General features: G+C 69.6%; 24 protein-coding genes. 12 read left to right on the forward strand and 12 right to left on the reverse strand.

Annotation, left to right across the window (positions count from 1 at the left end; all coding sequences use genetic code 11):
- The first annotated feature begins 25 nt into the window (after window positions 1-25).
- From BUR94_RS14220 to BUR94_RS14235, 4 genes are read left to right on the forward strand one after another with little or no spacing between them, the layout of a single operon-like run.
- The gene (locus BUR94_RS14220; protein ID WP_074256851.1) at window positions 26-493 is read left to right on the forward strand and encodes a hypothetical protein; all 468 of its coding nucleotides are present in this window, start codon (window positions 26-28) and stop codon (window positions 491-493) included.
- Window positions 490-1194, forward strand: a complete 705-nt coding sequence (locus BUR94_RS14225; RefSeq protein ID WP_074256852.1) for an AzlC family ABC transporter permease — start codon at window positions 490-492, stop codon at window positions 1192-1194. The genes BUR94_RS14220 and BUR94_RS14225 overlap by 4 nt, the downstream gene beginning before the upstream one ends.
- Window positions 1191-1517 carry an AzlD domain-containing protein gene (locus tag BUR94_RS14230; protein WP_074256853.1) on the forward strand — a complete coding sequence of 109 codons (327 nt, stop codon included), beginning with the start codon at window positions 1191-1193 and terminating at the stop codon, window positions 1515-1517. The genes BUR94_RS14225 and BUR94_RS14230 overlap by 4 nt, the downstream gene beginning before the upstream one ends.
- 3 nt (window positions 1518-1520) lie before the next feature.
- Window positions 1521-2210 carry an RraA family protein gene (locus tag BUR94_RS14235; protein WP_074256854.1) on the forward strand — a complete coding sequence of 230 codons (690 nt, stop codon included), beginning with the start codon at window positions 1521-1523 and terminating at the stop codon, window positions 2208-2210.
- 161 nt (window positions 2211-2371) lie between these two features.
- Here BUR94_RS14235 and BUR94_RS14240 read toward each other — a convergent pair whose 3' ends face one another.
- The 3 genes from BUR94_RS14240 to fghA all read right to left on the reverse strand — a co-directional run bounded on the left by BUR94_RS14240 (window position 2372) and on the right by fghA (window position 6841).
- Window positions 2372-5383 carry an error-prone DNA polymerase gene (locus BUR94_RS14240; RefSeq protein WP_084193051.1) on the reverse strand — a complete coding sequence of 1004 codons (3012 nt, stop codon included), beginning with the start codon at window positions 5381-5383 and terminating at the stop codon, window positions 2372-2374.
- A gap of 187 nt (window positions 5384-5570) precedes the next feature.
- On the reverse strand, window positions 5571-6017 hold the full coding sequence (locus BUR94_RS14245; RefSeq protein WP_074256855.1) for a YaiI/YqxD family protein: 447 nt from the start codon (window positions 6015-6017) through the stop codon (window positions 5571-5573).
- A complete protein-coding gene (gene fghA, locus BUR94_RS14250) occupies window positions 6014-6841 on the reverse strand; it encodes an S-formylglutathione hydrolase (protein WP_074256856.1) in 828 nt (275 codons plus the stop codon). Before fghA ends, BUR94_RS14245 begins: the two co-directional genes overlap by 4 nt.
- A gap of 174 nt (window positions 6842-7015) precedes the next feature.
- Between fghA and BUR94_RS20760 the strand changes: the two genes are divergently transcribed.
- Together BUR94_RS20760 and BUR94_RS14255 are read left to right on the forward strand one after the other, a co-directional pair.
- Window positions 7016-7186, forward strand: coding sequence for a hypothetical protein (locus BUR94_RS20760; RefSeq protein WP_175570479.1), 171 nt, complete (start codon window positions 7016-7018; stop codon window positions 7184-7186).
- Between the two features lie 103 nt (window positions 7187-7289).
- On the forward strand, window positions 7290-7916 hold the full coding sequence (locus BUR94_RS14255) for a TetR/AcrR family transcriptional regulator (protein ID WP_074256857.1): 627 nt from the start codon (window positions 7290-7292) through the stop codon (window positions 7914-7916).
- Window positions 7917-8212: 296 nt separating this feature from the next.
- Here the strand turns inward: BUR94_RS14255 and idi are convergent, their stop codons facing one another.
- The gene (gene idi / locus BUR94_RS14260) at window positions 8213-8761 is read right to left on the reverse strand and encodes an isopentenyl-diphosphate Delta-isomerase (RefSeq protein WP_245794472.1); all 549 of its coding nucleotides are present in this window, start codon (window positions 8759-8761) and stop codon (window positions 8213-8215) included.
- Between the two features lie 104 nt (window positions 8762-8865).
- Here idi and BUR94_RS14265 point away from each other — a divergent pair, with 104 nt between their 5' ends.
- Together BUR94_RS14265 and BUR94_RS14270 are read left to right on the forward strand one after the other, a co-directional pair.
- Entirely contained in the window at window positions 8866-9345 is a 480-nt protein-coding gene (locus BUR94_RS14265; RefSeq protein ID WP_084193052.1) for a c-type cytochrome, read from the forward strand.
- A gap of 133 nt (window positions 9346-9478) precedes the next feature.
- A complete protein-coding gene (locus BUR94_RS14270; RefSeq protein WP_074256858.1) occupies window positions 9479-10495 on the forward strand; it encodes a hypothetical protein in 1017 nt (338 codons plus the stop codon).
- A gap of 139 nt (window positions 10496-10634) precedes the next feature.
- On the opposite strand, the gene BUR94_RS14275 is transcribed toward BUR94_RS14270, so the two are convergent.
- The 6 genes from BUR94_RS14275 to BUR94_RS14300 all read right to left on the reverse strand — a co-directional run bounded on the left by BUR94_RS14275 (window position 10635) and on the right by BUR94_RS14300 (window position 16541).
- Window positions 10635-11741: an SPOR domain-containing protein gene (locus BUR94_RS14275; protein ID WP_139301288.1), complete on the reverse strand. Its 1107-nt coding sequence runs from the start codon at window positions 11739-11741 to the stop codon at window positions 10635-10637.
- A 243-nt stretch (window positions 11742-11984) separates the two neighbouring features.
- Window positions 11985-12617, reverse strand: coding sequence for a uracil phosphoribosyltransferase (gene upp / locus BUR94_RS14280; protein WP_074256860.1), 633 nt, complete (start codon window positions 12615-12617; stop codon window positions 11985-11987).
- Window positions 12614-13600, reverse strand: a complete 987-nt coding sequence (locus BUR94_RS14285) for an adenosine deaminase (protein WP_074256861.1) — start codon at window positions 13598-13600, stop codon at window positions 12614-12616. The genes upp and BUR94_RS14285 overlap by 4 nt, the downstream gene beginning before the upstream one ends.
- Window positions 13597-14793 carry a phosphopentomutase gene (locus BUR94_RS14290; RefSeq protein WP_074256862.1) on the reverse strand — a complete coding sequence of 399 codons (1197 nt, stop codon included), beginning with the start codon at window positions 14791-14793 and terminating at the stop codon, window positions 13597-13599. The genes BUR94_RS14285 and BUR94_RS14290 overlap by 4 nt, the downstream gene beginning before the upstream one ends.
- Window positions 14794-16101 (reverse strand): thymidine phosphorylase, encoded by a 1308-nt coding sequence (locus BUR94_RS14295; RefSeq protein ID WP_074256863.1) that lies wholly within the window; start codon window positions 16099-16101, stop codon window positions 14794-14796.
- A 2-nt stretch (window positions 16102-16103) separates the two neighbouring features.
- The gene (locus tag BUR94_RS14300) at window positions 16104-16541 is read right to left on the reverse strand and encodes a cytidine deaminase (protein WP_074257743.1); all 438 of its coding nucleotides are present in this window, start codon (window positions 16539-16541) and stop codon (window positions 16104-16106) included.
- A 373-nt stretch (window positions 16542-16914) separates the two neighbouring features.
- On the opposite strand from BUR94_RS14300, the gene BUR94_RS14305 reads away from it, so the two are divergent.
- From BUR94_RS14305 to BUR94_RS14320, 4 genes are all read left to right on the forward strand, one after another.
- The gene (locus BUR94_RS14305; protein ID WP_074256864.1) at window positions 16915-19194 is read left to right on the forward strand and encodes an NADP-dependent malic enzyme; all 2280 of its coding nucleotides are present in this window, start codon (window positions 16915-16917) and stop codon (window positions 19192-19194) included.
- 283 nt (window positions 19195-19477) lie between these two features.
- Window positions 19478-21376 (forward strand): propionate-CoA ligase PrpE, encoded by a 1899-nt coding sequence (gene prpE / locus BUR94_RS14310; RefSeq protein ID WP_074256865.1) that lies wholly within the window; start codon window positions 19478-19480, stop codon window positions 21374-21376.
- A 139-nt stretch (window positions 21377-21515) separates the two neighbouring features.
- On the forward strand, window positions 21516-23117 hold the full coding sequence (locus BUR94_RS14315) for an ATP-binding response regulator (protein WP_074256866.1): 1602 nt from the start codon (window positions 21516-21518) through the stop codon (window positions 23115-23117).
- Entirely contained in the window at window positions 23114-24550 is a 1437-nt protein-coding gene (locus BUR94_RS14320; RefSeq protein WP_074256867.1) for a sigma-54-dependent transcriptional regulator, read from the forward strand. Before BUR94_RS14315 ends, BUR94_RS14320 begins: the two co-directional genes overlap by 4 nt.
- Before the next feature lie 13 nt (window positions 24551-24563).
- On the opposite strand, the gene BUR94_RS14325 is transcribed toward BUR94_RS14320, so the two are convergent.
- Both BUR94_RS14325 and BUR94_RS14330 read right to left on the reverse strand, forming a co-directional pair.
- Window positions 24564-24938 (reverse strand): hypothetical protein, encoded by a 375-nt coding sequence (locus BUR94_RS14325; RefSeq protein WP_074256868.1) that lies wholly within the window; start codon window positions 24936-24938, stop codon window positions 24564-24566.
- A gap of 54 nt (window positions 24939-24992) precedes the next feature.
- Window positions 24993-25751 (reverse strand): NAD kinase, encoded by a 759-nt coding sequence (locus tag BUR94_RS14330; protein WP_074256869.1) that lies wholly within the window; start codon window positions 25749-25751, stop codon window positions 24993-24995.
- Window positions 25752-25845 lie beyond the last annotated feature (94 nt).

The following is a 25845-nucleotide window of genomic DNA, read 5'->3' on the forward strand; positions in this document are numbered from 1 at the left end:
GGTCAATCGGCCCGGGGAGGAAATCATGACGTTCCGGGCTGCCCTGCTCGCGCTGGCGCTTGCCGCCTCACCCGCCTCCGCGCAAAGCCCGGAGGTCGACCTGGAGGCCATCGTCGCCTGTGTCCAGAACGCCGCCGGGGGGAGCGCCGCCGCGCGGTGCATCGAGGCCAGCCTCACCCCCTGCGACTCGGTCCAATACGAAACCCCGGCCGTCGCCCTGCTCTGCTACCAGACCGCGCGGGCCACCTTCGACGAAGGCATCACCGCCGAGCGCCAGCGCCTTGCGGCGCTGGACAAGCCGGTCGACGCGGGCTTCGTCACCGTCAACGCCCGCTACGACATGCTGGGCGCCCTGCTCGAGTGCGACCGCGACGAGGACATCTCCCTGCTGGGCGACCACCAGCCGCAAGACGTCGCACGCGCCAAGGCCCGCTGCCTGACCTCCGTCTCGGCCGTCACCTGGCTCAAGCTCCGCCTCGCCCTGCGCGAATGAGCCCGTCCCGAGCCTTCTGGCGCGGCTACCTCGACTGCGCCCCCTTCATCCTCATCGTGGTGCCCTACTCGATGATGTTCGGCGTGGTCGCCCGCGACGCCGGGCTCGACGTGCTGCAAACCTTCGCCATGTCGGCCATCGTCATCGCCGGGGCCTCGCAGTTCACCGCGCTGGCGCTGCTGCAGGATCAGGCCCCCGTCTTCATCGCCCTGCTCGCCGCGCTGGCGGTCAACCTCCGCATGGCAATGTATTCCGCGGCCCTGGTGCCCCACATCGGCCACGCACCGCTCGGGCTCAGGGCGCTCGCCGCCTACCTCATGGTCGACCAGGCCTTCGCCGTCGCGGTCCGCACCTACGAGGTCAGACCCGACATGCCGAAGCCCGCCAAGCTGGCCTACTACTTCGGTTGCATGGCCCTGATCTGCCCCTTCTGGTACGGCGCCACGCTGACCGGGGCCCTGCTGCGCGAGGCGATCCCGGCGAGCTGGTCGCTCGATTTCGCCGTGCCGGTCTGCTTCATCGCGCTGGTCGCGCCGCTGCTGCGCTCCGCGCCCCACATGGCCGCCGCCCTCGCCGCCTGCCTCGCCTCCATCGCCTTCGCCGGCCTGCCCTGGTCGCTCGGCATCTTCGCCGCCGCGCTCTGCGGCATCGTCGCAGGTGCCCAGACCGAGCTGGCGCTCAAACGGAGGGCCGCCACGTGATCTCCGACACCGCCTTCTGGACCCTCACCGCCGCCCTCGGCCTGGGCACCTTCCTGATCCGCTTCTCCTTCCTCGGCCTTCTGGGGGGCCGCCAACTCCCCCCCTGGGCCCTGCTGCACCTCAAATACGTGGGCGCCGCCGTCTTTCCCGCCCTCATCACGCCGCTGCTGCTCTGGCCCGACGCCACCGGCGGCACCACCGACCCTGTCCGCCTCATCGCCGCCGCCGCCGCCTTCGCCGCCGGCATCCGCTTCGGCGTGGTGCCCGCCATCCTGGCCGGCATGGGCAGCCTCTACCTTCTGCAATTCATCACCGGAGCCTGAGACATGATCGAAGAACCCCCCCTCCTGCGCATCCGCCGCAAGTTTCCCCGCCCCAGCGCTGCGCAACTCGCGGCGTTCAAGGCCGTTCCCACCGGCTTTCTCTGCGACGCGATGAACGGCAAGGGCGCCCTGGCCACCGCCATCGCCCCGCTCGACCTCGCACAGCCCGCCATTTGCGGCCCGGCCCTGGTGGCCCAGAACGGCCCCGAGGAGATCTTCGCCACCATCGCCGCGCTCAACCTGATCCAGCCCGGCGACGTGGTGATCGCCTCGGTCGACGGCTGGCAGGGCGGCTCCTGTGCCGGCGACCAGATCACCGGCATGATGAAGAACGCCGGCGCCGCGGGCTTCGTCACCGACGGCCCGATGCGCGACCGCGAGGGCGTGCTCGCCACCGGCCTGTCCTGCTGGTGCACCGGCCTCAACCCCAACTCGCCCTACGGCAAGGGGCCGGGCAGCGTGGGCTACGGCGCCGTGGTCGGCGGCGCGCAGGTCAACAGCGGCGACATCATCGTGGCCGACGAGAACGGCGTCGTGGTCGTCCCCTTCGCCCGGATCGACGAGGTCGCCGGCAAGCTCGCCGAGGTGAAGGCCGCCGAAGACGCGCTGGAGGCCGAGGTGAAGGCCGGCAAGAAGTCCATCCTCGACCTCGAGGAGATGGCGAAGGAGGGCAAGGTCGTCTTCGACGACTGAGGCCCTGCGGGGCGGGCCGCTCCCCTGGCCGCGCTGCGCTCGGGCGTCGCCCCCCCCCCGCGCCGGGCAATCGGAAGAATTCGATTAAAATTGCCCCCATCCCCTCTTCTTGGCCCAAATACCTCGGGGGTGTGGGGGCAGCGCCCCCACTCCGACCCCCCCTAGGCCACCCCGCTCCGGCAGGTCTTCGCCCCGGTCCCCGGATCGGCCTGCCATTCATCCTCCCGCACCCGGACAAACCCCCGCCCGCCCTGCCCCTGCTCACCCATCGGCGGCGAGAGACAGGCCGGGGCCGGCGGGCCTGCCTCCGGCGTCAGCACCCCGCGCAAGAGCGCCATCGGATGCGCCCTCAGGCTCAGCCGCATCGCCACGTAATCCTCCACTACCTCCTCGCCGAGGCTCATCTGCGGCAGCACCGCCGCCGCCTCCACGATCCCCTCGCCCTCCAGCGCGCCGGCAAAAAGCGGCAGCGGCGCATCGCCCCTCAGTGCCTTGGCCTCCCAGAGCGCCTCGCGCCGGGTCACCCCCAGCCCGGCAAACACGTCGGCCTCCGCCAGCGCCTCCATCAGGTGCGGCGCCACGCCCGCCCGCCGCCACACCGCCGCCACGTCGAGATAGCCGTTGCCGCGCGCCGCGCAGATCCACCGCGCCTCCTCCTCGCGCATCGCCCGGATCTGCCGAAACCCCAGCCGCAGCGCCAGCCCGCCCTTGCCGTCGGGCTCCATCACGTTGTCCCAGTAGCTCTCGTTGATATCGACGGGCCGCACCTCGACCCCGTGCTCGCGGGCATCCCGCACGATCTGCGCGGGCGCGTAAAACCCCATCGGCTGGCTGTTCAGCAGGGCGCAGGCGAAGATCCCCGGGTGATGCCGCTTCAGCCATGCGCTGGCATAGACCAGCAGCGCAAAACTCGCCGCGTGGCTCTCGGGAAACCCGTAGGAGCCGAACCCCTCGATCTGGCCGAAGCACCGCGCCGCGAACTCGGCATCATACCCGTTCCGCAGCATCCCCTTCATGAAGCGGTCATGAAAGTCGCTCACCCGCCCCAGCTTCTTGAAGGTGGCGAGCGCCCGGCGCAGCTGGTCGGCCTCGTCGGGGCTGAACCCCGCGCCGATGATGGCGATCTGCATCGCCTGCTCCTGGAAGAGCGGCACGCCGAGGGTCTTGGCCAGCACCTCGCCCAGCGCGTCGGAGGGAAACTCCACCTTCTCCTCCCCGTTCCGCCGCCGCAGGAACGGGTGCACCATGTCGCCCTGGATCGGGCCGGGGCGGATGATCGCCACCTCGATCACCAGGTCGTAAAAGCAGCGCGGCCGCATCCGGGGCAGAAAGTTCATCTGCGCCCGGCTCTCCACCTGGAACACGCCCAGGCTGTCCGCCTTGCACAGCATGTCGTAAACCTTCGGGTCCTCCGGCGGCAGGGTCGCCAGGGTAAACCGCTGGCCATGATGCTCCGCCAGCAGGTCGAAGGCCTTGCGGATGCAGCTGAGCATCCCCAGCGCCAGCACATCCACCTTCAGGATCCCCAGCGTGTCGATGTCATCCTTGTCCCAGGGGATCACCGTGCGATCCTCCATCGTGGCGTTCTCCACCGGCACCAGCTCGTCGAGCCGGCCTTCCGTGATGATGAACCCGCCCACATGCTGGCTCAGGTGGCGCGGAAAGCCCTGGATCTCCTCGATCAGGCTCAGCGTCAGCGCCAGCCGCTTGTCCGCCGGGTCCAGCCCGATCTCGCGCAGCCGCGCGTCCATCATCTGGCCAGAGACCGAGCCCCACCCCCAGATCTGCGAGGACATGGCCGAGAGCGTGTCGTCCGAGAGCCCCATCGCCCGGCCCACCTCCCGCGTGGCCCGCTTGCCGCGATAGTGGATCACCGTGGCGCAGAGCCCGGCGCGGTGCCGCCCATAGCGCTCGTAGATATGCTGGATCACCTCCTCGCGCCGCTCATGCTCGAAATCCACGTCGATATCCGGCGGCTCGTCGCGGGCCTCGCTGACGAAGCGCTCGAAGACCATGGTGCCGATCTCGGGGGAAACGCTGGTGACCCCGAGGCAGTAACACACCACCGAGTTCGCCGCCGAGCCGCGCCCCTGGCAGAGAATCCCGCGCGAGCGGGCAAACTCCACCACGTCATGCACGGTCAGGAAGTAGGGCTCGTAGCCCAGCTTCCCGATCAGCTCCAGCTCGTGCTCGAGCATCCCCCGCACCTTCTCGGGGGCGCCCGAGGGGTAGCGCCAGCGCAGGCCCTTCCGCGCCAGCCGCGCCAGCCGCTCCGCCGCCGTCTCGCCGCCCGACACCTCCGAGGGATACTCGTAGCGCAGCTCGTCCAGCGAGAACCGGCAGCGCGCCGCCACCTCGCCCGCCCGCGCCACAGCCTCCTCGTGGCCGGCAAGGAGCCGCAGCATCTCCGCCTCGCTCCGGAGCCGCTGCTCGCCGTTGGCCAGCGCCGCGCGGCCCAGCCCGTCCACCCGGCAGCCCTGCCGGATCGCGGTCAGCACATCCGCCATCCGCCGCCGCGCGCCGTGGTGCATGAGCGGCCGCGCCGAGGCCACCAGCGGCACGCCCAGCCGCTCGGCCTCCCGCGCGAGCCGCGCGAACCGCGCCGCATCGCGCCCGTCATAGCGCGGCGCGGCACAAAGGCTCACCGCGCTCCCGAAGCGCTTCATCAGCCGCCGCGTCACCGGTTGCCACTCCGCCACCGGATGCACCAGCATCTCCAGCCCCTCGCCCCATTCCACGAGGTCGCCCACATGCAGAAGGCAGGCCCCCTTCTCCGCCCGTAGCCGCCCGAGCGACAAGAGCCGGCACAGCCGCCCCCACCCCGCCCTGTCGCGCGGCAGCACCGTCACCTCGAACCCGCAGCTCAGAACCACCCGCGCGCCGGGCAGCAGGCGCGGCACGCAGTCCACCACCAGCGACGGCCCGCGCGCAAACCCCTCGGGGCAGACCGGCCCGATCGGCCCATCCTCCGCAATCGCCGCCCGCCGCGCCTCTACCGAACGCGCGATCTCCCGCGCCCGCTGATGCGCCCGCACGATGCCCGCCACCGAGTTCTCGTCGGCAATCGCCACCGCGCCCACGCCCATCAGCGCCGCACGCTCCATCAGCTCCTCGGGGTGCGACGCCCCGGTGAGAAAGGTGAAATTCGAGGTGGCAGACAGTTCGGCAAACATGCAGGGCGATTCCTCCGCCCCATATTTTCACGTTTTGTTCTCATGCTCAACGCCCGCCACAAAGCGCCACCCCGCGGCATCTTCTTGGAAAAAATACCTCGCTCCACGGCGCCACGGGCACCCCGTTCCGGTCAGCAGACGCGCACGGGGCGGGAGGGGTGGGTGGGCGGGAGCCCGGCCCGTGCGCCTATCCACGCGCCCTGAGCGCCCGCTCCAACCCGTCCATGAACCGCGAGCGGTCGGCCCTCGAAAACGGCCTCGCCCCGCCGCCCTGGTTCAGCGGATTCGCCTCACGCAGCCCGGTCATCAGGTCGCGCGTCGCCAGGACCGAGCCGATGTTGCGCGCCGTCAGCCGCTCGCCGTCGGGCTTCACCACCAGCGCCCCCGCCTCCACGCAGCGCGCGGCGAGCGGGATGTCGGCGGTCACCACCACATCCCCCTTGCCCGCGTTCTCGGCGATGAAGTCATCGGCCACGTCGAGCCCCTCCGACACGTAGACAACCTCGATCAGCGGGTTGTCACTCGGCCGCAGCCCGCCGTTGCAGACGATCTTGACCGGCACCCGCGCCCGCGTCGCCACCCGCTCCACCTCGGCCTTCACCGGGCAGGCATCTCCATCCACCCAGATCGTCACCGCGCGTAAAGCGCCTCTGCGTGAAAGCTCAGATGCTCCTCCATGAAGCTGGAGACAAAGAAGTACGAGTGGTCATAGCCCTTCTGCATCCGAAACACGCCCTCCTGCCGCCGCGCCGCCATCGCCTCGGCCAGCGCCTCGGGCTTCAGCAGGTCGAGAAACTGGTCTTCGCTGCCCTGGTCCACCAGCACCGGCCCGTCAAAGCCGCGCTCCTGCATCAGCAGCGTCGCGTCATGCGCCTCCCAGCCGTCGTCCCCCAGATAGGCCCCGAGTTGCTTCCGGCCCCAGTCGCTCTGCGTCGGGTGGGCGATCGGCGCAAAGGCCGAAACGCTCGCAAACCGCCCCGGCAGGCGCATCGCCAGCGTCAGCGCCCCATGGCCGCCCATCGAGTGCCCGGTGATCGCCTGCCGCTCCATGTCCAGGGCGAATGCGCCGCCAACCAGCGCGGGCAGCTCCTCGGCCAGGTAGTCCCACATCCTGAAGTGCGCGGCCCAGGGAGCCTGCGTGGCGTTCACGTAAAACCCCGCGCCCTGCCCCAGGTCATAGGCCTCGTCGTCGGCCACCCCCTCGCCGCGCGGCGAGGTGTCGGGGAAAACGAGAGCGATTCCCTGCTCGGCGGCCCAGCCCTGCGCGCCGGCCTTCACCATCGCGTTCTCATGGGTGCAGGTCAGCCCGCTGAGGTACCACAGCACCGGCACCGGCCCGTCGCGGGCCTCCTCGGGCAGAAACAGGCCGAAGGTCATGTCGCAACCGCAGGCCTCCGACCCGTGCCGATACACGCCCTGCACCCCGCCGAAAGCCCTGTTTTCCGAAACCGTTTCCATCGCGCCACCTCGCTTGCCCGTCTGTCGCGGCGACTATCCCGGCCCTCCGCCGGATTGTCCACATCGCAAAAAATGAACCAACCGGTTCAGAAGGGGCTTGCATTTCGAACCGAACAGTTTAGATATGATTCCGAACCGAACGGTTCAGTATGAAAACTGCGAAAGGATACTCCGATGCTCCGCATCTCCGCCCTCGTCACCGCCATCGCCCTCGGTATTTCCGCCCAGGCCGCCCTCGCCGGCAGCGCCTCTTTCGACCTGCCCCGCGTGGACTTCGGCAAACCCGTCACCACGCTCTCCACCAGCGGCCCGCTGGTCCTGGCTCCGGTCGAAACCGGCAAGTGACGCGCACCCAGTCCAACCCGGCACAAAGTTCCGGCAGGGGCCGCATTCCCTTGCCGGAACTGAACTGTCTGGTTTATGGTTGATCAGGGGAACGGAGCACGACATGAACGCACCCGTGGGTGAAATCAAACGTGGCCGGAAGTTCGACCAGGTGCTCGAAGGCGCCCGCAAGATCTTTCTGGCCGATGGGTTCGAAGGCGCGAGCGTCGACCTGATCGCCAAGGAAGCCGGCGTTTCCAAGGCCACGCTCTACAGCTACTTCCCCGACAAGGGCCTCCTCTTCATGGAGGTGGCGACCTGCGAGTGCCAGCGCCAGGCCGAGGCCGCGGTGACCGAGATCGACCCGAACCGCCCCGTGCGCGACGTGCTGCGGCTGGTGGCCGAACGAATGCAGGATTTCATGCTCTCCGACCTCGGGCGCGGCATGTTCCGCATCTGCGTGGCCGAGAGCGGGCGGTTTCCCGAGCTGGGCCGCGAGTTCTACAAGTACGGCCCCCGCTTCGTCCGCGACAGCATCGTGCCATTCCTTGAAAACGCCACCGCCCGCGGCGAGCTGATCGAGATCGAGGATCCCGAGCTGGCCGCCTATCAGTTCATGGAGCTGTGCAAGGCCGAGCTTTGGGTCAAATGCCTGATGGGCCTCGAGTGCGACTTCACGCCCGAGCGCCGCAAGAAGGTGATCGACGGCGCGCTCGACATGTTCCTCGCCCGCTACGGCGCCGGGGCCTGAGCGGCCGCCCCTCCGGGCCGAAACTTTCTTTCGTTCAAAATCAGCAGCTTGCCCTTCCGGGGGCAGGTTTCTGCATGCGCCCGGCCAAGAAACGGGCGTCCTGATGCGTTTCACCTACGACGGGTCCGCAGCGGCCCGCGCCCCACGAGACCCGAAGGACAGCCCAATGACCCGTATCGCCGCGCTCGCCCTGCTCATCGCACTCGGCGCCACCTACCGGTCCGGGATCGTGGCCGACACGCCCGCCTGCGTGCCGCAGGCCTGCGCCATCCCGCTCCCGTGAGCCGGGCCTGCGCCTAACCGGCGAAGATCCCGCGATGCTCGGCCATGTAGATCCGCAGCCAGGGCGTAAACCGCCCCGGCGCTGCCGCGATCTCCGCCGCCAGTTCCTCCAGCGTCACCCAGCGCACCGCCTGCACCTCCGCCGGATCCGGCGCCAGAGCGGGCTCCGCCGCGGCATCGCCCCGGAACATCGCCACCACCTCGTGCTCCACCATGCCGCCGCCAACCTCGGCGCGATATTCCACCTCGCCCACCGCCTCCAGCACCACGCCTCCGAGGCCCAGCTCCTCGCCCAGCCGCCGCGCGGCGCAGGCCGCATCGGCCTCGCCCCAATGCGGATGGGTGCAGCAGGTGTTGGCCCAAAGCCCCGGCGTGTGATACTTGCCCGCCGCCCGTTGCTGGATCAGCAGCCGCTCCCCCGCAAACACGAAGACCGACACCGCCCTGTGCCGCAGCCCCTCGCGGTGCGCCGCCAGCTTTTCGACCGGCTGCAACACGCCGCCAACCCAGGCCGGGATCATGCCGCTTGGCACCTTTGTCGCGTTTTCCGGGGTGTCCTGCATCACTATATGTCCTGTGCCACGGCGTCGCGTATCTATCGGCCCGCCGACGTTGTAACAAGGCCCCGACACACCACCGCGTCCTGACCAGAAGGAGCCAGACCGCCATGAAAGCAATCCACGCCCTGACCGCCACCCTGCTGCTTGCCAGCCCGGCGCTTGCCGAGAGCCACGAGGCCGCCGAGGCCTCCGCCATGGCAGAGATGGCCGCGCCCACCGGCGATGCTGCCGCCGGCGAGAGCGTGTTCGCCAAACGCTGCGCCACCTGCCACGTGGTGGTCAACGAAGCGGGCGACAAGCTCGCCGGCAAGGCCGCCAAGACCGGCCCCAACCTGTTCAACGTGGCCGGCCACGCCGCCGGCGCCGTCGAGGGGTTCCGCTATGCCGACAGCCTCGAGATGGCCGGCGCCGAGAAGGGCCTGGTCTGGACCGAGGAGAACTTCGTCGCCTACGTGCAGGATCCCAAGGCCTTCCTCGCCGAGTTCACCGGCGACACGAAGGCGCGATCCAAAATGTCCTTCCGCCTGAAAGGCGAGGAAGACGCCGCCAACGTCTATGCCTACCTGGTGAGCCTCAACAGCATGTGACCCCCCGGCTAAGCCTCCGCCGCGCCCGGCAAATCCCGCAGGGCGCGGCGCAGCTTGCCGATTCACAAACCGGCAGAAACCCGCTAACGTTGCCCGCAACGACAAGAGGCAACACCGGGCAGGCCCTCCGCGCATGACTGCGCTCAAGCAATATCAACGGCTGGAAAGCGCCGGGCTCTGGCAGCCCGCGCCCGAGGCCCAGCGGCAGAACGTCATCGTCAGCTTCGGTGACGCCTCCCTTGCCATTTCCGATACCGGCGGCCGCGTTCTGTCGCATTGGTCGCTGGCCGCCGTCGAGCGGGTGAACCCCGGCGAGACCCCCGCGCTCTACGCCCCCTCCGCCGAGGCGATGGAGCTGCTCGAGATCGAAGACGACACGATGATCGAGGCCGTCGAGCGTGTGCGCACCGCCGTCGCCCGGCGCAGGCCCCGCGAGGGCTGGCTGCGGCGGATCATCCTCTGGGGCGGTTCCGCCGCGCTGGCCGTGGCCGCCGTGGTCTGGCTGCCCGGCGCGCTCACCTCCCACACCGTCCGCGTGGTGCCCGAGCCCACCCGCGCCGCGCTCGGCGGGCAGGTGTTCCGGGCCATCGGGCGGGTCTCCGGCGCGCCCTGCCGCACGCCCCGTGGAGATCGGGCGCTGGCCCGGCTCTATACGCGGCTGATGGCCCCCGAGAAGGGCGGCCTGCTGGTCCTGCGCGGCGGAATCCGCGATACCGTGGCCCTGCCCGGCGGCCTGATCCTGATGAACCGCGCGCTGGTCGAAGATCACGAAAGCCCCGATGTCGCGGCAGGCTACATCCTGGCCGAGGCCACGCGCTCGGCCCAGCGCGACCCGCTCGAGCGCCTGCTCGACCATGCCGGGCTGATCTCCACCATCCGCCTGCTCACCACCGGCGCCCTGCCGGAGGCAACGCTAGATGCCTACGCCGAAGAGCTGGTCGCCGCGCCCAACGCGCCGATCGACGACAATGCCCTCCTCGCCCGCTTCGCCGCCGCCCGGCTCGCCGCCACGCCCTATGCCTACGCCCTCGACGTGTCGGGCGAGAGCACCCTGGCGCTGATCGAAGCCGACCCGATGCGCGGCGGCGGCGCCGAGCCGGTGCTGGAAGACGCCGACTGGATCGCGCTGCAAGGCATCTGCGGGGAATAGGCCCGGCGACAGTCGCACGTAGGGTAGACTCCAAACCCCGGCAAACCACCCGCCCGAAAGCGCCGCGCCCCGCGGGATCTCTCCGGCGGGGCGCGTTTGCCTGTATGGTTCTGCCTGAACTCTTTCTTGCTTCTTGGTCTTACCTCACGAAGGCGTCGCCAAAGCCCATGGCCCGCGCCTTCCTCACCCCGGCGTTCAGGGCGTCCCCCGCCAGCGGGCCGGCCATGACGATGGTCAACGCCTTGCCGCCCCGGGTGATGTTCTGTGTCCGCACCGGCAGCCCGGCGGCCTGAAGCCGCCCGGCGGTGCGCTTTGCATTGGCGGCTTCCCCGAAGGTGCCGACCTGGATGAACCGCGCCGCCTTCGCCCCGGCCTGGGCCTTGGGGGCCGGCGCGGCCCTGGCGGTCTTCACCACCCTCTGCGTCACCGCCGCCTTCGGTGCGCTCTTGCTCGAGATGCTGACGATCTCGCCGGTGCTCTTCTTGCGCACGATGCGCTTTACCACCCGGCGGGTCTCCGGCGCCGCAGCGGGCCTCGCCGTCACCGTCTTGGTGCTGGTCCGGGTGCGCGGGCCGAGGTCGCGCTGCTGCTCGGCATAGGAGGTATAGGGATAGATCATCTCCGAGCGCTCGGCGGTCACGTCGCGGCCGGTGCGCACGTCGATCAGCCGGTGCGGCACGTCCTGGGTCCAGAGCAGGGCCATCTGCTCCCGGCCCTCCTGCGTGCGCTCGCCCCGGTTGGGGTTCAGCCGCCCGTCGGTCCAGACCCGCTTGTAGCCGCGCGGCACGCGCACCTCGGCGGGCCCGGTGGCCACCACCCGCGGCTCGGCGCCGGGTTGGGCCGGGCGCCGAACCACCCGCACCACCCGTCCGCCCGTGGCGCGCGGCTTGGCCGTGGCCACCCGTGTCGTGGTCGGCGCCGGGGCGGTCGTGCCCGCCACGGTCGGGATCGGCTGGCCGGTGGCCGTGCTGCGCTTCGGCTGGCTCTGAACCACCTTGCGGGTCACCGTCCGGGTCTGGGTCTGGGTCTGGGTCTTGGCCTGGGTCCGGGGCGCGGTCGCCGCCTGGCGCTTCACCACGCGGGTCTGGGCCTCCGAGGCCGTCGCCTTCCGGGTGGTGGTCCTGGGCGCTTCGGCTGCCGGCGCATCGGCAACCACCGGCGCGTCGGGCGTCGGCGCCTTGGCAAAGGTCGGGCTCGCGCCGCACACCTGCTTGCGCGACCGCGACATCCGCGGCACCCAGGTCACCGCGCCGTCAAACCCGGCCCGGACAAAGACGCAGCCCTTGCTGTCAACGTATTGCGCGCCCTGGTACGACGCTGGCGGAAATTCCGCCGGCATTCCTGCCGATTGGGCCCCCGCCGTCGTTCCCGTGACGAGATACACCACTGCTACCGCCGTCGACAGTGCCCGAGCCAACATCATCCATGCCCCCACAATATGTAGGGGAAAGATGCCGGAACGGAAACAATCCGTAAAGGGGGAAATCGCTTATTTTGTGCCGAACATGCGGTCACCCGCATCCCCTAGACCCGGCATGATGTAGCCCACCTCGTTGAGCCGCTCGTCCAGCGCCGCGGTCACGATCGGCACGTCCGGATGGGCCTCCTTCATCCGCGCCACACCCTCCGGGGCAGCCAAAAGGCAGAGGAAACGGATGTTTACCGCCCCGGCCTCCTTCAGCTTGTCGATCGCGGCGGCGCTCGAGTTGCCGGTCGCCAGCATCGGATCGACGGCAATCACCATACGGTCGCCCAGTTCGGCGGGCACCTTGAAATAATATTCGACCGGCTGCAGCGTCTTTTCGTCCCGGTAGAGCCCGACAAAGCCGACCCGCGCGGAGGGGATCAGCTCCAGCACCCCGTCGAGCAGCCCGTTGCCCGCCCGCAGGATCGAGATCAGCGCCAGCTTCTTGCCGTCGAGCACCGGCGCGTCCATCTCCGTCAGCGGGGTCTCGATCCGCTTCGTGGTCATCGGCAACTCGCGGGTGACCTCATAGGCCAGCAGCTGGCTGATCTCGCGCAAAAGCTGCCGGAACACCGCCGTCGGCGTCTCCTTCTCGCGCATCAGGGTCAGCTTGTGCTGCACCAGCGGATGGTCAACGACGGTCAGATGCCTGGTCATGCTTTGAGCCTCTTCAGAATGTCCTCGCGGGTCGCCTCGTCGCAGAAGGCCGCGGCGATCGCGTCCTCGTTCAGCGAACGAAAATCATCCTCGTCCCAGCCGAACACCTCGTTCAGCTTTTTGTATTCCCGCGTCATCGTGGTGTGAAAGAACGGCGGATCATCGGTGCTCACCGTCACCGCCACCCCGTTCTCCCGCAGCTTCTCGATCGGGTGGTCATGCCAGTGCCGGAACACGCCCAGCGCGATGTTCGAGCCGGGGCAGACCTCCAGCGTGATCCCCTCCCGCGCCAGCCGCTCCATCAGCGCACCATCCTGACTGGCGCCCACGCCATGCCCGATCCGCTCGATGCCCGGCAGCTGGTCCAGCGTGTCGCGCACCATTTGCGCCCCGCCCCACTCGCCCGCGTGGCAGGTCAGCCGCAGCCCGGCCTCGCGCGCGCAGTCGAAGGCCCAGGCATAGTCGCCGGGCTTGCCCACCGTCTCCGCCCCCGCCATCCCGAACCCGGTGATGAAATCGCCCGCCGTCTCCGCCGCACATTCGGCGGGGGCACGGGCCTTCTCCGGCCCGAAGTGGCGGATGCAGGTGATGATCCCCTTCAAGGTGATCCCCAGGTCCTTTTCCGCGCCCTCGGCCACCTCGGCCATCGCCGCGCAATACTCCCACCAGGCCTTCACGTCGCCGCCACCGCAAAAATCGGGGCTGAGGAAGGTCTCGGCGTAGATCACGCCATGGGCGGCGCATTCCTCCAGCACCACCCGGGTCAGCCGGGCATAGTCGGCGGGGGTGGTCAGCACCGAGGTCGCCGCCTCGTAGACCTTCAGGAACTCTGCGAAATCGGCATAGGCATAGTTGCCCCGTTCGTCGAAGATGCCGCCGATATCGGCGTTCTTCTCCTTCGCCAGGTCGCGGATGAACGCGGGCGGCGCGGCCCCTTCGAGATGCAGATGCAACTCGACCTTCGGCAAGTCCTTCCAGCTCACAAGAAGCTCCTTCCCGGCCCCTGCGCGGGCACGCCCAGATGCGCCGCCACGCTGGCCGCCACGTCGACAAACCCGCATTGGCCGATCTCGCCCGCACCCTGTCCGGCCACCACCACCGGCACCCGCTCGCGGGTGTGATCGGTGCCGCGCCAGGTCGGGTCGTTGCCGTGATCGGCGGTGAAAACCATCATGTCGCCCTCCCGCAGGCTGGCCAGGATCGGCGGCAGGCAGCTGTCGAACCACTCCAGCGCGCGGGCATAGCCCGACACGTCGCGCCGGTGGCCATAGAGGCTGTCGAACTCCACGAAATTGGCAAAGGTCAGCGCGCCGTCCTCGGCCTCCTCCACCAGCCGCGCCAGCTCGCCCATGAGCGTGGCGTCATCGCCCTTCACCACGTCGTCGATGCCCTGGCCGGCAAAGATGTCCTTGATCTTGCCCACCGCATGCACCCGGCGCCCGGCGTCCTGCACCCAGTTGGTCAGCACCGGCTCGGGCGGGGTCATCGCGTAGTCGCGGCGGTTGGTGGTGCGGGTAAATCCCGCCTCCTTCGAGCCCACGAAAGGCCGGGCGATCACGCGGCCCACCCGCATGGCATGCATGGTCGGCGCGATCTCCTCGCAGAGGTCCAGCAGCCGCTCCAGCCCGAAGGTTTCTTCATGCGCCGCGATCTGCAACACCGAGTCCGCCGAGGTGTAGACGATGGGCCAGCCCGTCGCCATGTGCCGCGCGCCCTCCTCCTCGAGGATCACCGTGCCGCTCGAATGCCGGTTGCCCAGCGTTCCGCCCGCGCCCGCCATGCTGGCCAGCGCATCGAGGATCTTCTGCGGAAAGGCCGGCGTCTCATCGGGAAAGTAGTGCCAGTCCCAGGGCACCGGCACCCCCGCCAGCTCCCAGTGGCCCGAGGGCGTGTCCTTGCCGGGCGACACTTCGGTGGCACATCCCCAAAGCCCCGCAGGCTGGGCAACCTGCCCGCCGCCGCGAAAGCCCGAGGCCAGCGCCACCGCGTTCCACAGGCCCAGCCCGGCCAGCACCGGCATCTTCAACGCCCCGCTCCGGCCTTCCTCGGCGCGGCCCGCGGCACAGGCCTCGGCGATGTGGCCAAGCGTGTTCGCGCCCTCGTCGCCGAAGGCCGCCGCATCCGGCGCGCCGCCGCATCCCACACTGTCCATGACCACAAGAAAGGCCCGCGGCATCTATTCCACCCGTCCAAGCACCAGCTTCGGAGGGTTTACCGGCGTCTCGCTCAATTGGAAAGCCGCGCGGACCCAGGGCTCGAAGGCCTCGGCCTCGCTCCGCCGCGCGGCATGGATCTTCGCCAGCGGCCGCTCGGCCCCCACCCGGTCGCCGATCTGGGCAATCTGGCTCAGGCCCACCGCCGGGTTGATCCGGTCGCGCGCCCGCTTGCGCCCGCCGCCCATCGCCACCACCGCCAGCCCCAGCGCCTCGGTGTCGATCGCCTCCACGTAGCCCTCGCGCTCCGGCTTTGCCCGCAGGGTCGCCGGGGCCGCCGGCAACCGGTCGCGCCAGCGGCTGAGAAAGTCGCTCGGCCCCCCCATCGCCGCCACCATCCGACCCATCCGCTCCGCGGCATGGCCCGATCGGATCTTGTCGAGGATCATGTCGGCCCCGTCATAGGCGTTCCTGGTCACCCCCACCATCGCCAGCAGTTCTCCGCCGAGCTTGGCCGAAAGGTGGCTGAGCGGTCCCGAGGCACCGGAGCCGGTGAGCGTGTCCATCGCCTCCGTCACCTCCACCGCATTGCCCGCCGAGCGCACCAGCGGCTGGCTCATGTCGGTGATCAGCGCCCGCGTGGCGCAGCCCGCGCCATTGGCCGTCTCCACCAGCGAGCCCGCCAGCTCCCGCGCCGCCTCCGGCGTCTTCATGAAGGCCCCGGCGCCGCACTTCACGTCGAGCACGAGGCCCTGCAACCCGGCGGCCAGCTTCTTGGAGAGGATCGAGGCGGTGATCAGGTCGAGGCTCTCCACCGTGCCGGTCACGTCGCGCACCGCGTAGAGCCTCTTGTCGGCAGGCGCCACATCGACCGAGGCCGAGGCGATGGCGCAGCCCACCTCGCGGGTGATCCTCTGCAGCTTCTCCACCGAGATCTCGGGGTTGAAGCCGGGAATCGCCTCCAGCTTGTCGAGCGTGCCGCCAGTATGGCCCAGGCCGCGCCCCGAGATCATCGGCACGAAGACCCCGCAGGCCGCCAGCGCCGGGGCCAGCACGAGGCTCACGCAATCGCCCACCCCGCCGGTCGAGTGCTTGTCCACCACCGGGCCGGGCAGATCCCACGAGAGCACCTCGCCCGAATCCCGCATCGCCAGCGTCAGCGCCACCCGCGCCTCGGCGCTCAGCGGCGCATGGCAGACCCCCATGGCAAAGGCCCCCACCTGCGCGTCGCTGACCCCCTCGTCGGCCAGCGCGCGGGCGAACCAGTCCACCGCCTCCGCACTCAGACTCTCGCCGCGCCGCAGGGCGTTCAGCACCTTCCGTGCATCCATGGTCACATTCCGGAATCCGAGGGGCCGGCATCCAAGGGGCCGGCATCCGAGGGGCCGGTCATGTGGCCCGCACCGAAGGCACCCGGCAGCAGCGCGCCCACCGTCGTCTCCAGAACCTCGCCCCGCGTGGTGGCCAGCGTCACCTTCACCTCGCGCGCCGCGAACTCGGCCAGCTTCTGCCGGCAGCCTCCGCAGGGCGGTACCGGCGCCGGGCTGTCGGCGATCACCGCCACCTCCGCAATCTCGGTCTCACCGCCCAGCACCATCGCCGCAATCGCGCCCGCCTCGGCGCAGGTGCCCTCCGGATAGGCCACGTTCTCCACGTTCACCCCCTGGTAGACCGCACCCGACACCGCGCGGATCGCGGCCCCGACCTTGAACTGCGAATAGGGCGCGTAGGCCTTGTCCCGGGCCTCCCGCGCCGCTTCCACCAAACTCATCATGATCTCCATACTGCATGGCGGATGTTCCGGATCATGTCCGCCCGCCTTCCTTGCGCGCAAACCGCGCCTGATACCGACCTGAATGCACATGCCCCGGGGAGCGATCCTGGCCCGGGCAGGGCACGCCCGCCGCCCGTCAGACCGCTCGCCCGATAGGCTCTTGATGACCGAACACCATGTTCCGCCACCAACTTCAATACCGGCACATGCTAACCCGAAAATTACCTGCCCGAAACATGAAATGCCAGAATGCAAACGCCGCATGACAGTTCTGCGGCGCGGCGGGGCGCCGGGCTTGAAGGGCGGCGCGTTCTGTGTCATTCCGCTGTGGACGAGATGGTTTAACGTTAAACCACTTGCGGGAGGCCCCATGTCCGATACGCCCGAAACTCCGGTCGAAAGCGCCGCGCTGCTTTATCACGCCAACCCCAAGCCGGGGAAACTGGAGATCCGCGCCACCAAGCCCCTGGCCAACGGCCGCGACCTCTCGCTCGCCTATTCGCCGGGCGTGGCCGAGGCCTGCACCGCCATCGCCGCCACCCCGGCGCTGGCCACCCGCTACACCGCCCGCGGCAATCTGGTGGCCGTGGTCTCCAACGGCACCGCCGTGCTCGGGCTGGGCAACATCGGCGCGCTGGCCTCCAAGCCGGTGATGGAGGGCAAGGCCGTGCTCTTCAAGAAGTTCGCCAATATCGACTGCTTCGACATCGAGCTGAACGAGACCGACCCCGAAAAGCTGGCCGACATCGTCTGCGCGCTCGAGCCCACCTTCGGCGCGATCAACCTCGAAGACATCAAGGCCCCCGACTGCTTCATCGTCGAAAAGCTCTGCCGCGAGCGGATGAACATCCCCGTCTTCCACGACGACCAGCACGGCACCGCCATCGTCGTCGGCGCGGCGGCCACCAATGCGCTGCACCTCGCGGGCAAGGACTGGGCCGATATCAAGGTGGTCTCCACCGGCGGCGGCGCGGCGGGCATCGCCTGCCTCAACATGCTGCTCAAGCTCGGCGTCAAGCGCGAGAACGTCTGGCTCTGCGACATCGCCGGGCTGGTCTACGAGGGCCGCGAGCAGGACATGACCCCGCAGAAGGCCGCCTATGCCCAGGGCACCACGCCCGCCACCCTCTCGGACGTGATCGAAGGCGCCGACCTCTTTCTCGGCCTCTCCGGCCCCGGCGTACTGAAGCCGGAGCACGTGGCAAAGATGGCCGACAAGCCAATCATCTTCGCGCTGGCCAACCCCACGCCCGAGATCCTGCCCGAGGCCGCCCGCGAGGTCGCCCCCGATGCGATCATCGCCACGGGGCGCAGCGACTACCCCAACCAGGTCAACAACGTCCTCTGCTTCCCCTTCATCTTCCGGGGCGCGCTGGATTGCGGGGCCACCGAGATCAACGACGCCATGCAGCTCGGCTGCATCGAGGGCATCGCAGCCCTTGCCCGCGCCACCACTTCCGCCGAGGCCGCCGCCGCCTACAAGGGCGAGCAGCTGACCTTCGGCACCGATTACCTGATCCCCAAGCCCTTCGACCCGAGGCTGATGGGCGTGGTCGCCTCCGCCGTGGCCAAGGCCGCCTGCGAGAGCGGCGTGGCCGCCCGCCCGATCGAGGATTTCCCCGCCTACAAGGCCAGGCTTGATCGGTCGGTCTTCCGCTCCGCCCTGCTGATGCGCCCGGTGTTCGAGGCCGCCGCCCAGGCCGAGCGCAAGATCGTCTTCGCCGAGGGCGAGGACGAGCGCGTGCTGCGCGCCGCCGATGCCATGCTCGAGCAGACAACCGATCTGCCCATCCTCATCGGGCGCCCCGAGGTGGTCGAGGCCCGCTGCGAGCGCGCCGGCCTCAAGATCCGGCCGGGCCGCGACTTCGAGCTGGTGAACCCCGAGAACGACCCGCGCTACCGCGAGTATTGGGAGACCTACCACCACATCATGGCCCGCCGGGGCGTGACCCCCGACCTCGCCCGTGCCGTCATGCGCACCAACACCACGGCCATCGCCGGCGTGATGGTCCATCGCGGCGAGGCCGACAGCATGATCTGCGGCACCTTCGGCCAGTTCCTGTGGCACCTCAACTACGTCCGCCAGATCCTCGCCGACCGCAGCCTGCACCCCATCGCCGCGCTCTCGCTGATGATTCTCGAAGACGGCCCGCTCTTCATCGCCGACACCCAGGTGCACCAGTTCCCCAAACCGCACGAGATCTGCGAAACCGTCATCGGCGCCGCCCGTCACGTCCGCCGCTTCGGCCTCACGCCCAAGATCGCGCTCTGCTCGCACAGCCAGTTCGGCAACCTCGACAGCGAGGGCGGCCGCCGGATGCGCGAGGCGCTCGAGATGCTCGACGACCGGCAGGTGGACTTCGCCTACGAGGGCGAGATGCACGTGGATTCGGCGCTCGACCCCGAGCTGCGCAGCCGCCTCCTGCCCGAGTGCCGCTTCGACGGCGCCGCCAACGTGCTCGTCTTCTCCTCCGCCGACGCCGCCTCCGCGGTGCGCAACATCCTGAAGATGAAGGCGAACGGGCTTGAGGTGGGGCCGATTCTCATGGGGATGGGCAACCGCGCCCATATCGTCACCCCCTCGATCACCGCCCGCGGATTGCTCAACATGTCAGCCCTCGCCGGCACCCCGGTGCACCACTACAGCTGACTTAGGCTCCGGGCCCGCACCGCCGTGACGCGAGGCCGAAGGGCCTCAAGGAGCGGCCGCGGCGATTCTGCGCCGGGTTAGCAATTCATCGGCACTGACTTTGCAAACACTCCCGCGCTTTGCACAGCCGCCACTTTCCTGCGCGCCATTTGCAAAACTTTGCACCCCTGTTAGCGCCGAAACTGCAAATATTTCGCGGCCTTCTGCCGCGCCCGGTGCCAGAACGCTTGCCAGAGACGCCCCCGTCTCCCTACACCCGATCCAACGAGGAGGAGGCTCGACCATGGGATACAAGGACGTCTACGCCGCCTGGAAGGCGGACCCCGAGGCATTCTGGATGCAGGCCGCCGAGCCGATCGACTGGGACCGCAAGCCCAGCAAGGCCCTCTTCGACAAGGGCGACCACATGTACGAGTGGTTCGCCGACGGCATGGTCAACACCTGCTGGAACGCCGTGGACCGCCATGTCGAGGCCGGGCGCGGCGAGCAGACCGCCATCATCCACGACAGCCCGATCACCCACTCCAAGCGCGAGATCACCTATGTCGAGCTGCGCAACCGCGTGGCCACCCTCGCCGGCGCGCTGCGGGCCAAGGGCATCGAAAAGGGCGATCGCGTCATCATCTACATGCCGATGATCCCCGAGGCGCTGGAGGCGATGCTCGCCTGCGCCCGGATCGGCGCGATCCACTCGGTGGTCTTCGGCGGGTTCGCCGCCAACGAGCTGGCGGTGCGCATCGACGACGCCAGGCCCAAGGCCATCATCGCCGCCTCATGCGGCCTCGAGCCGGGCCGCGTGGTGCACTACAAGCCGCTGCTCGACGGCGCCATCGACCAGGCCACCCACAAGCCCGACTTCTGCGTGATCTTCCAGCGCGAACAGGAGGTCGCCAGGCTGGTCGAAGGCCGCGATGTCAACTGGCACGGCTTCCAGTATGGTGTCGAACCGGCCGAATGCGTGCCCGTCGAGGGCAACCACCCGGCCTACATCCTCTACACCTCCGGCACCACCGGCCAACCCAAGGGGGTGGTCCGCCACACCGCCGGTCACCTGGTGGCGCTGAACTGGACCATGAAGAACGTCTACAACGTGAACCCCGGCGAGGTGTTCTGGGCCGCTTCCGACGTGGGCTGGGTCGTGGGCCACAGCTACATCACCTATGCCCCGCTGATCCACGGCAACACCACCATCGTCTTCGAGGGCAAGCCCGTGGGCACCCCCGATGCCGGCACCTTCTGGCGGGTGATCGCCGAGCACAAGGTGCGCAGCTTCTTCACCGCCCCCACCGCCTTCCGCGCCGTCAAGCGCGAAGACCCGAAGGGCGAGCTGGTCGGCAAGTATGACCTGTCGCACCTCCGCGCGGTCTATCTCGCCGGCGAACGGGCCGACCCCGACACCATCACCTGGGCCCAGCGCATGCTGAACGTCCCGGTGATCGACCACTGGTGGCAAACCGAAACCGGCTATGCCATCGCCGCCAACCCGCTCGGCATCGAGGAGCTCCCGGTCAAGCTCGGCTCGCCCTCCGTGCCGATGCCCGGCTACGACGTGCAGATCCTCGACGAGGGCGGCCACCCGATGAAGCCGGGCGAGCTGGGCGCCATCGCCATCAAGCTCCCGCTGCCGCCGGGCACGCTGCCAACGCTCTGGAACGCCGAGCCCCGCTACCGCAAGAGCTACCTCGAGCACTTCCCCGGCTATTACGAAACCGGCGATGCCGGCATGATCGACGAGGACGGCTACCTCTACATCATGGCGCGCACCGATGATGTCATCAACGTCGCCGGCCACCGCCTCTCCACCGGCGCGATGGAGGAGGTGCTGGCCGCCCACACCGACGTGGCCGAATGTGCGGTGATCGGCGTCAGCGACGCGCTGAAGGGCCAGGTGCCGATGGGCTTCCTCTGCCTCAACGCGGGTTGCAACAGGCCCCATGACGAGGTGGTCAGGGAATGTGTCACCCTGGTGCGCGAAAAGATCGGCCCCGTCGCCGCCTTCAAGCTCGCCTGCGTGGTCGACCGCCTGCCGAAAACCCGCTCGGGCAAGATCCTGCGCGGGACGATGGTCAGCATCGCCGACGGCAAGGCCTACAAGACGCCCGCCACCATCGACGATCCCGCCATCCTCGATGAGATCAAGGAGGCCCTTGCCACCCTGGGCTACCCCGAAAAAGCCGCCTGAGCGCCATGGCAGGGTCCGGAATACCTGCCCTTAAATACAGCTAGCCCGACAGATAGGCTTTGTTTAATCCTGTCGACCGTGCAACCTTTGCGGGAAATCATGGTCGACGGCTGTGCGCCCCTCACGGCGGAGTGTCCTCATGGCTGAAGACTGGTCACCAGCCTCCCCTGCCCCCGGTGCCGGGGCCGATGCCGACAGTGCCATCGAACTGTTTTCGCATGACATCCGCTCCGCGGTGAACGACGTGGTCAGCGGGCTCCGGCTGGTGGACTTCTCCCAGCTCGACCCGGCCACCGCCGCCCAGCTCCAGCGCGTCTCGACCGCGGGCGAAAGCCTCGCCCGCCTGCTCGACAGCGCGCTCGACCAGCTGGGCAACAACGGCTCCCGCCGCGAGCCCGAGCCGGTGCCGCTGCTGGCGGTGCTGCGCAGCCTCGAGCGGCGCTGGTCCGGCCACGCCCGCGAGCGCAGCATGTCGCTCCGGCTCGACATCGCCGCCAACCTGCCCACCGTGCTGCACCTCGATCCGGGCGCGCTCGACCGGGTGCTGTCCAACCTGCTGTCCAACGCCTTCAAATATGCCGACTGGGGCGAGGTGCTGCTGACCGTCGACATGCGCGATGGCGACGAGCTGCGCTTCCGCGTACGCGACCAGGGGCCGGGCTTTTCCGACTCGGCGCTGGCGCGGCTGTTCCAGCGCGGCGGGCGGCCCGGCGGCCAGGCCCAGCCCGGCAGCGGTCTCGGCCTGCACATCGCCAAGGATATCGCCACACGCCTCGGCGGGCAGTTGCAGGTGTCCAATGCCTCGGCCGGCGGCGCCGAGGTTTCGCTTCTGCTGCCCCGGCCCGCCTGGGCCTGGCGCCCCGCCGCCGAGGCCGACGCGGCCAGCCCCGATGCGCCCCCGCCCCTGCCCGACCTCTCCGGCCTCACGGCTCTGGTGGCCGAGGACAACCCGACCAACCAGCTGCTCTTCACCCAGATGCTCGACCACCTCGGCGCAAGCTGGAAGCTCGCCCCCGATGGCGCCGAGGCCCTGCGCCTGCTCTCCGGCGGCGGCTTCGACTTCGCGCTGGTGGATATCGACATGCCCGAGCTGTCGGGCACAGAGGTCATTGCCCGCACCCGCGCGCTGGCGGGCGAAACCCGGCTGATCCCCATGCTCGCGGTCACCGCCTACGTGCTTCAGGAGCACCGCGAGCGCATTTACGACGCCGGGGCCGATGGCATCCTCGCCAAGCCGGTCGGCTCGCTCGCCGCCTTCGGGCAGGCCATCGCCACGCTCATGCTGCGGACCCGCGGCACCGCGCCCGCCCAGATCAACCCCGAGGCCCGCGGCCCGACCGCCCACGCCGAGGGCGAGAACCCCGATTACTGCCTCCAGCGGCTCGAACGGCTGATCGCGATCTCCGGCAAGGACGGCGGGCGCGAGTTCCTGACCCGGCTCCACGCCGACCTCTGCCGCAGCCGCGCCCTGCTGGCCCGCGCCGGAGCCGATGGCAACAGCGATGAGGTGCGGGCCCAGACCCATGTCATCATCTCGCTCTCCGGCGCCGTCGGCGCCCTGCCGCTCCAGGATCTCGCCAACCTCGCCAACGCCGCCGCCCACCGCGCCGAGCCCACCGAGAGCCAGGCCCGGACCCTCGCCGAGATCGACACCCGGCTCGGCCGGCTGATCGCCGCCATCTCCGCAGAACAGGCCACGCGCTTCGGCGCAGGCAGCGACGGGCCCGGGGCGGCAGGATGACCCCGGTGCTCCTCATCGAGGATGTGCCCTCGATGCAGCTCGTCTACCAGAGCGTGCTGCAATCGGCGGGCCACCACGTCGAGAGCGCCTCGACCGCTGCCGACGGGCTGCGCCAGTTCCGCCAGCACCGCCCCGGCGTCGTGCTGGTCGACCTCATGCTGCCCGACCGGGACGGCCTCGAGCTGATCGAGGAGTTCATCGCCGCCGACCCCTTCACCCACGTCATCGTCATCACCGCCAACGGCTCGATCAACCGCGCCGTCGAGGCCATGCGTGCCGGGGCGTGGGAGTTTCTGGTCAAGCCCTTCGACGAGGCCCGCCTGCTCGATGCCGTCTCCGGAGCCGTGACCGACCACGCCCGCGCCGCCGGCCAGCGCAGCCCCGGCGGGCCGATGCCCGACCCGATCGCCGTCCTGCCCGCGCCCGAGACCACCGGCCTGATCGGCACCTCCACCGCCATGCGCGAGGTCATGCACAAGATCGGCTCGGTGTCGCGCTCGATGGCCACCGTCTTCATCTCCGGCGAAAGCGGCACCGGCAAGGAGCTCTGCGCCCGCGCCCTGCACGACTTGTCATCGCGCGCCTCGGGCCCCTTCATCGCGCTGAACTGCGGCGCCATCCCGGGCGACCTGCTCGAGAGCGAGGTCTTTGGCCACCTCAAGGGCAGCTTCACCGGCGCCCTGGCCGACAAGCCCGGCGCGGCTGCGGCGGCCGATGGCGGCACGCTCTTCCTCGACGAGATCTGCGAGATGGACCTCGGGCTGCAAACCAAGCTCCTGCGCTTCCTGCAAACCTCCACCATCCAGCCCGTCGGTTCCACCAAGCCGCGCAAGGTGAGCGTTCGCATCCTCTGCGCCACCAACCGCGACCCGCTGGCCGAGGTGAAAGCCGGCCGCTTCCGCGAAGATCTCTACTATCGCCTCCACGTCGTGCCCCTGCACCTGCCGCCCCTGCGCGAGCGCGGCCGCGACGTGGTCGAGATCGCCCGCCACGCCCTGGCCGAATTCGCCGCCGAGGAGGGCAAGGGCTTCACCTCGCTGTCGCCGGAGGTCGAAGACCTGTTCTGCGCGCTGTCCTGGCCCGGCAACGTGCGCCAGCTGCTGAACGTGCTGCGCAACGTCGCCGTGCTGCACGACGGCACCGAGGTGACCCTGCCGATGCTGCCGATGGAGCTGCACCACGAGGTCGAGGCCCGCGCCGAGGCTGCCCGCCTGAACCAGTCCGCCGCCGCGCACCCCTCCCTCTCGCAACCGGCAGAGCCGGTCGAAGGGCTCGACGGGCTCATCGGCAAGTCCATGGCCGAGATCGAACGGCTCGTGATCGAGGAAACCATCGCCCGCAACGAGGGCTCCGTGCCCAGGGCCGCCCGCATCCTCGGCCTCTCGCCCTCCACGATCTACCGCAAGCGCGAGAGCTGGGAAAACCCGGGCTGACCCGGCCCGGCCGTCACCGGTCCAGCCCAAGCCCCCGATGCGCCGCGAACGCGCGGCAGTAGTCCATCCAGTCCCGGAACTCCCGGCTCAGAAACAGCCGCAGGCCCCTGGCCTCCCAGTCGCCTGTCCTGTCGTCGATCAGTGCACCCATTCGCGCCGGCGCATCTGCGATGCCCTCCGCCTCGGCCTGCGCGATGGCCGCGTCGCGCCACCCCGCATGCACCCGCATCAGCGCCGCGGCCTCCGCCTCGCCCTCTACCCACTGCGCCGCGTTCTGATGCAGCGCCGCGCACTCCGCCATGCTCGTGCTGAAAGGCTGCGCGCCGCCCGTGCCGGGCAGGACCAGCGCGGCCAGACCGGCCGCGGTGAGAAAGAGGGTGCGTGTCATGCCGCCGGGTCTATACGGCCCGCATGGCCATTCTGTGGCGGCAGGCCGGCGCCGTCAGGCAAACTGCTCCCGGATCAGCCGTTCCTCCAGCCCGTGGCCGGGATCGAAGAGAATCCGGTGCCGGATGCTCTCGTCCGAGCGCACGATCACCGTCACCACGTTCTCGACCGAGCGGCCATCGGCCTCGGCCCGAACCGGGCGCTTGCCGGGGTTCAGCACGTCGAAGCGCACCTCCGCGGCCATCGGCAGCAACGCCCCGCGCCACCTTCGCGGGCGAAAGGCGGCCACCGGCGTCAGCGCCAGCACCTCCGCCCCGATCGGCAGGATCGGCCCGTGGGCCGAGTAGTTGTAGGCCGTGGAGCCTGCCGGCGTGCAAAGCAGTGCCCCGTCGCACACCAGCTCGTCCATCCGCACCCGCCCGTCGACCTGAATGCGCAGCTTCGCCGCCTGCGGCCCTTGCCGCAGCAGGCTCACCTCGTTGATCGCCAGGGCCTCCTGGGTCGCGCCCCCGTCGGTGAAGGCCCGCATCCGCAGCGGGTGCAGCACCTCCTCCTCCGCCGCCTCCAGCCTCTCGGTGAGCGCCGGCTCGGCATATTCGTTCATCAGAAAGCCGATGGTCCCGCAGTTCATGCCGTAGACCGGCGTGTCGAGATGCTCGGTGTCCCGCAGCGTCTGCAGCATGTGCCCGTCGCCGCCCAGCGCCACGATCACATCCGCATCCTCCACGCCCGCATCGCCGTGCTGCGCGGCCAGGTGGCGGCGCGCCTCCCCGGCAATCTGGGTCTCCGCGGCCACGAAGGCGATCTTCTGCACGGGCGGTCCTCCCTGTTTCCCCAAAGACTTCGCGCGGCGCGATCGGAAACACAAGACCGCCGATATGCCGCCATTCCTCGCAAAAGCGGCGCTT

The organism is Vannielia litorea, from assembly GCF_900142295.1.
Lineage (GTDB): Bacteria > Pseudomonadota > Alphaproteobacteria > Rhodobacterales > Rhodobacteraceae > Vannielia > Vannielia litorea.

Bases quoted from the DNA above. Each gene is read 5' to 3' on its own strand.
- BUR94_RS14220 (WP_074256851.1), top strand. From the start codon at position 26: ATGACGTTCCGGGCTGCCCTGCTCGCGCTGGCGCTTGCCGCCTCACCC.
- BUR94_RS14225 (WP_074256852.1), top strand. From the start codon at position 490: ATGAGCCCGTCCCGAGCCTTCTGGCGCGGCTACCTCGACTGCGCCCCC.
- BUR94_RS14235 (WP_074256854.1), top strand. From the start codon at position 1,521: ATGATCGAAGAACCCCCCCTCCTGCGCATCCGCCGCAAGTTTCCCCGC.
- BUR94_RS14240 (WP_084193051.1), bottom strand. From the start codon at position 5,383: ATGTTTGCCGAACTGTCTGCCACCTCGAATTTCACCTTTCTCACCGGG.
- fghA (WP_074256856.1), bottom strand. From the start codon at position 6,841: ATGGAAACGGTTTCGGAAAACAGGGCTTTCGGCGGGGTGCAGGGCGTG.
- BUR94_RS20760 (WP_175570479.1), top strand. From the start codon at position 7,016: ATGCTCCGCATCTCCGCCCTCGTCACCGCCATCGCCCTCGGTATTTCC.
- BUR94_RS14255 (WP_074256857.1), top strand. From the start codon at position 7,290: ATGAACGCACCCGTGGGTGAAATCAAACGTGGCCGGAAGTTCGACCAG.
- idi (WP_245794472.1), bottom strand. From the start codon at position 8,761: ATGCAGGACACCCCGGAAAACGCGACAAAGGTGCCAAGCGGCATGATC.
- BUR94_RS14265 (WP_084193052.1), top strand. From the start codon at position 8,866: ATGAAAGCAATCCACGCCCTGACCGCCACCCTGCTGCTTGCCAGCCCG.
- BUR94_RS14270 (WP_074256858.1), top strand. From the start codon at position 9,479: ATGACTGCGCTCAAGCAATATCAACGGCTGGAAAGCGCCGGGCTCTGG.
- upp (WP_074256860.1), bottom strand. From the start codon at position 12,617: ATGACCAGGCATCTGACCGTCGTTGACCATCCGCTGGTGCAGCACAAG.
- BUR94_RS14290 (WP_074256862.1), bottom strand. From the start codon at position 14,793: ATGCCGCGGGCCTTTCTTGTGGTCATGGACAGTGTGGGATGCGGCGGC.
- BUR94_RS14295 (WP_074256863.1), bottom strand. From the start codon at position 16,101: ATGGATGCACGGAAGGTGCTGAACGCCCTGCGGCGCGGCGAGAGTCTG.
- BUR94_RS14300 (WP_074257743.1), bottom strand. From the start codon at position 16,541: ATGAGTTTGGTGGAAGCGGCGCGGGAGGCCCGGGACAAGGCCTACGCG.
- BUR94_RS14305 (WP_074256864.1), top strand. From the start codon at position 16,915: ATGTCCGATACGCCCGAAACTCCGGTCGAAAGCGCCGCGCTGCTTTAT.
- prpE (WP_074256865.1), top strand. From the start codon at position 19,478: ATGGGATACAAGGACGTCTACGCCGCCTGGAAGGCGGACCCCGAGGCA.
- BUR94_RS14315 (WP_074256866.1), top strand. From the start codon at position 21,516: ATGGCTGAAGACTGGTCACCAGCCTCCCCTGCCCCCGGTGCCGGGGCC.
- BUR94_RS14320 (WP_074256867.1), top strand. From the start codon at position 23,114: ATGACCCCGGTGCTCCTCATCGAGGATGTGCCCTCGATGCAGCTCGTC.
- BUR94_RS14325 (WP_074256868.1), bottom strand. From the start codon at position 24,938: ATGACACGCACCCTCTTTCTCACCGCGGCCGGTCTGGCCGCGCTGGTC.